The sequence below is a fragment of the Geobacillus sp. LYN3 genome, assembly GCF_003064505.1.
Lineage (GTDB): Bacteria > Bacillota > Bacilli > Bacillales > Anoxybacillaceae > Parageobacillus_B > Parageobacillus_B toebii.
In genome coordinates this window covers 1-3,912 of record NZ_QCWL01000015.1, presented here as the reverse complement: position 1 = coordinate 3,912, position 3,912 = coordinate 1, and the positions used below count along the sequence as shown (strand labels likewise).

Below are 3,912 nucleotides of genomic sequence, written 5' to 3'. Positions count from 1 at the left end.
TCCGGCTTTTACTTCTGTCTCTGGAAAACTGAAGTATATGCGTAAATTTGGTATTTCTATTCACCAAGCAGCGGCATTTACGATTGGCCGTCGAGGGTTAGGATATAAAGAAAAAGCTCCAAAGGTGCTTAAAAAGTATGTCCCGAAAGATGCTTCTCACCATTGGAAACATTGGTCTATTCTGGATAAAAAGTTTTCTGTTCGTACACATATACTGTATTATATTTTTAATGTCAATCAACCATATCAAGGGATAGATGTATTTCATCCATCATTGTCGGGAGAAGAAAAACATCAATTAATAAAAGCTTTATCGCAATAAACTATTAGAATATCATTATTTCTTGAAGTTTTAGAACAGAAGAACGCATTGTACCAGTATCTTACTCTCGTCACCGGAGCAGATGGCGATTCTAGGAGCTGGGTGCATTGCAATGCGTTCTTTGGATGCCATACGAATGGAAGATGGTGTACCTTCTATATGTGCTTTCATAGGCATATAGCTGGTCGTCCCAAAAGGACACTTCGGACATCTTGTATGGCTACTCCTCTCGTTGAACGGAGGGGGTTCTTGGAACCTTTGAGCAACTACGGCCAGAGGAAACAAGAATCCCCACTTCCACCGGCATTAGCTGGTAAGTGGGGGTAGTTCAATACGGAAAATACAAAACGATCGACCTCACACCTTTGCGTTTCGAACGATTCGCGGAAAACGACTTAGTGTTGGAAGACGCTATTGTGTAAATGCTGTAAGCCAAGAGCAAGGAGAAGGCAGCGGGAATGGTATAATATTATAAAAATCACCTCCTTTCTTTCCGGGAAGGAGGTTAAAAAATGCTGGAAAGTTGTCATATTTAACGAAAGAAGGGAAGGAGAAAATCACATGGAATACCGGATATATGAGGGATTTCCTCCGTATGACATACTTGAATCGGTCATGCATCTATATGAAACAATTTTTCAAACATCGTCGGAGAATATTCGCAGCAAAATGCAGAAAGTGGACAGGCTGCTTGTTCTTGTCGCTTTGGATAACGGCAAAGTTGTTGGTTTCAAAGTGGGGTATGAACAAGATGCAAATGAGTTTTACAGCTGGATTGGCGGGGTCCACGATTTGTTGAAAGAACATGGCTATTCTGTTGTAACGACAACAACGGAAAAATAAATGGCGGAACATGCTCATTTTAAATTTACGCCATGGATTTGATATCATCGGCACATATACGGACGAAAAGGGAGAGCCGAAAATTATCTTAAAAAAACAGCTATAATGATTAAGCGAAACATCATTGCCGAAAAACTGTAGCGCCATCTCGACACACTTTGTTTTATCATAGATATTATTAGGAAGGATACAGAAGCCTTGTTTATCGCCCATCCATGTGTTAGACCGTAATCGATCTATCCTTTCTATATATTCGTGGCCTATAATGATTCCCATCATGAAAATAAGAGCATTGAGCCCTTAACGTTGGCTGCCTAGCAATGCTCTCGAAGTATTGTATGCAAAAAAGCTGTACAATTACCACTATTTATACGATAAAAATGTTATGTTAACAATACCCGGAAGGAGAAAACAACCATGACGCAAAAGAGCCAAAAGTTGCTGCTTATTGACGGAATGGCGCTCTTATTTCGATCGTTTTATGCGACCGCGCTTTATGGGAATTTTATGTTTACAAGCGATGGGATTCCGACAAACGCGGTTTATGGGTTTGTCAAACACTTGATCGCTTCCGTCCATCATATAAAGCCAACGCATGTTGTTTGCTGCTGGGATATGGGAAGCGCGACGTTTCGAACGGAAATGTTTCCGATGTATAAGGCAAACCGAGGTGAGCCGCCATTAGAGCTTATCCCGCAGTTTGAACTAGCAAAGCACGTTGTTTCCGCGTTTGATATTCCGAACATTGGCGTACTGGGAGCGGAGGCAGATGATTGTATTGGCACGCTCACAAAGCAGTGGAAAGACGAAATGGATATTGCCATTTTGACAGGGGATCGAGATTTGTTGCAGCTTCTTTCCGAAACGGTAACGGTATATCTGCTGGACAAAGGAATTGGAAATTATCATATCTATACGCTCGAGCGGTTTCGAAAGGAGATGGAAATACTGCCATCGCAATGGGTCGATGTCAAAGCATTAATGGGCGATGCAAGCGACAATTATCCGGGGGTACGCGGCATCGGCGAAAAAACGGCGCTAAAATTAGTGCGCCAGTATGGTTCGATAGAAGGAATCCTCGAACATCTTCCTCTTTTGACAAAGTCGCAGCGGCAAAAGTTGCAAGAGCATGAAGAGATGTTGCATCTTTCTAGAAAACTAGCGAAAATTTATTGTGATCTTCCGATAGCGCTACGAATCGAGGAGGCGAAGTGGGACGTAGACAAAGAAAAAGTGGAGCAGGCTTTCCTCGCTTTAGAATTCAAAGGGGTGGACCGTTTGTTGACATATACGTAAAAGGCAGTTTCAGACTGGATTTTACGTATATGTCATCTCATGTAATCGCTATCATTCAACATCAACCCATGTTTGGGCCCACTCTTCAATCGCTTCAATTACCGTTTGCAAAGCACGCCCTTTTTCGGTCAACGTATATTCAATACGCACTGGCACTTCCGGATATACGTTGCGGTTTACAATTCCTTCTTCCTCTAACTCTTTTAATCGTTCTGAAAGCAGGCGCCCGCTGATTGGAATCGACGCTTCGATTTCGGAAAAGCGCGTTTTTCCTTCTAATAATTGACTGATAATAAGGCCGACCCACCGTTTGCTTAATAATTTCATTGCGGCTTCGAATTTAGGGCATAAATTCGATGGGGAACAGGACGTTTGTATCGTTTTTTTCCTCATATTTCCCACCTTTAAGAATATATTGAATACGTTCACCGTTATTATAGTTCTATTTTACGATATATTGAAAAAAAGGAAAAGACGGAAAATGCTATATGGATGTAACCGCTTGCGCACGATTTCATCCTTCCCGTTTCGTTGCGAAGTTGTCAAAACTTTATTAAGAAATTGTGAAATAGTGAACAAAATCATTTTCATTCCTATAAAAAATAGTACGATATAAGTGTAAGGAACAAAAAAATGGGAGGGGATGAAACATGTTTGTAAAATGGCTGCGCGAACATGCAAGCTCTGCTGCAATACTAGCATTGTTTCGTTTATATCTCGGGTATGCTTGGATCACGGCAGGATGGCATAAAATAGTGGATGGATTTGACGCAACAGGATTTTTAAAAGGCGCGCTCGCAAAAGCATCTGGTGAGCATCCAGCCGTACAAAGTTGGTGGGCTGCTTTTATCGAACATTTTGCCTTGCCAAACGTTGGATTGTTCAATGTGTTAGTGCCTTGGGGTGAATTATTAGTAGGTATTGCACTTATTCTTGGTCTTTTTACAACGTTTGCCGCATTAATGGGAGCAGTCATGAACTTCGCATTCATGTTCTCTGGAACAACTAGCACCAATCCGCAAATGATTTTACTAACCATGTTCATCCTTGTTGCAGGTGCGAACGCTGGCAGATATGGCCTCGATCGTTGGGCGGTTTCTTACATTCGTAAATTTATGAACAAAACGCCTCGTCCACATCGCCCAGTCGCGTTTCATAGATGGATGATCAACGGCCGTGCACTTACGGTTTTAGAAAGTGCTCGGCCTATTTTTTTATTCCTGCGTATAAGCGAAATCTCCCTGAAATATATATAAAGGTGAATTGGATGTTTCGCGTGTTGGCAGAACAAATACATGCAACGATATTTTCCGTACTTTTACATTATTATCAATTTGTTTTTAACATAAATTAGCCAGAAGTCCCCCACCTCTACAGGTGGGGATGAATGGCTTCTTTTTTGTTTCTCCCTTCTTTTTTGATTTTCGATAGAATACAATAAACATAGGGGG

3 protein-coding genes and 2 pseudogenes are annotated in these 3,912 nt (G+C 41.4%); 4 read left to right on the top strand and 1 reads right to left on the bottom strand.

Translation table 11 applies throughout. From position 1 onward, the window contains the following. The 3 genes and pseudogenes from DCC82_RS18385 to DCC82_RS16165 form a co-directional block, all read left to right on the top strand. A pseudogene (locus DCC82_RS18385) lies at window positions 1-322 on the top strand (IS200/IS605 family accessory protein TnpB-related protein); the annotation flags it as partial. A 561-nt stretch (window positions 323-883) separates the two neighbouring features. Beyond that, entirely contained in the window at window positions 884-1,165 is a 282-nt protein-coding gene (locus DCC82_RS16170) for a hypothetical protein (protein WP_233253060.1), read from the top strand. Between the two features lie 417 nt (window positions 1,166-1,582). Further along, a complete protein-coding gene (locus DCC82_RS16165; protein WP_015864209.1) occupies window positions 1,583-2,461 on the top strand; it encodes a 5'-3' exonuclease in 879 nt (292 codons plus the stop codon). Window positions 2,462-2,512: 51 nt separating this feature from the next. Here the strand turns inward: DCC82_RS16165 and DCC82_RS16160 are convergent, their stop codons facing one another. After that, window positions 2,513-2,854 (bottom strand): winged helix-turn-helix transcriptional regulator, encoded by a 342-nt coding sequence (locus tag DCC82_RS16160; protein WP_015864208.1) that lies wholly within the window; start codon window positions 2,852-2,854, stop codon window positions 2,513-2,515. Window positions 2,855-3,111: 257 nt separating this feature from the next. Between DCC82_RS16160 and DCC82_RS16155 the strand changes: the two are divergent. Next, a pseudogene (locus DCC82_RS16155) lies at window positions 3,112-3,621 on the top strand (DoxX family protein); the annotation flags it as partial. Window positions 3,622-3,912: the final 291 nt, after the last annotated feature.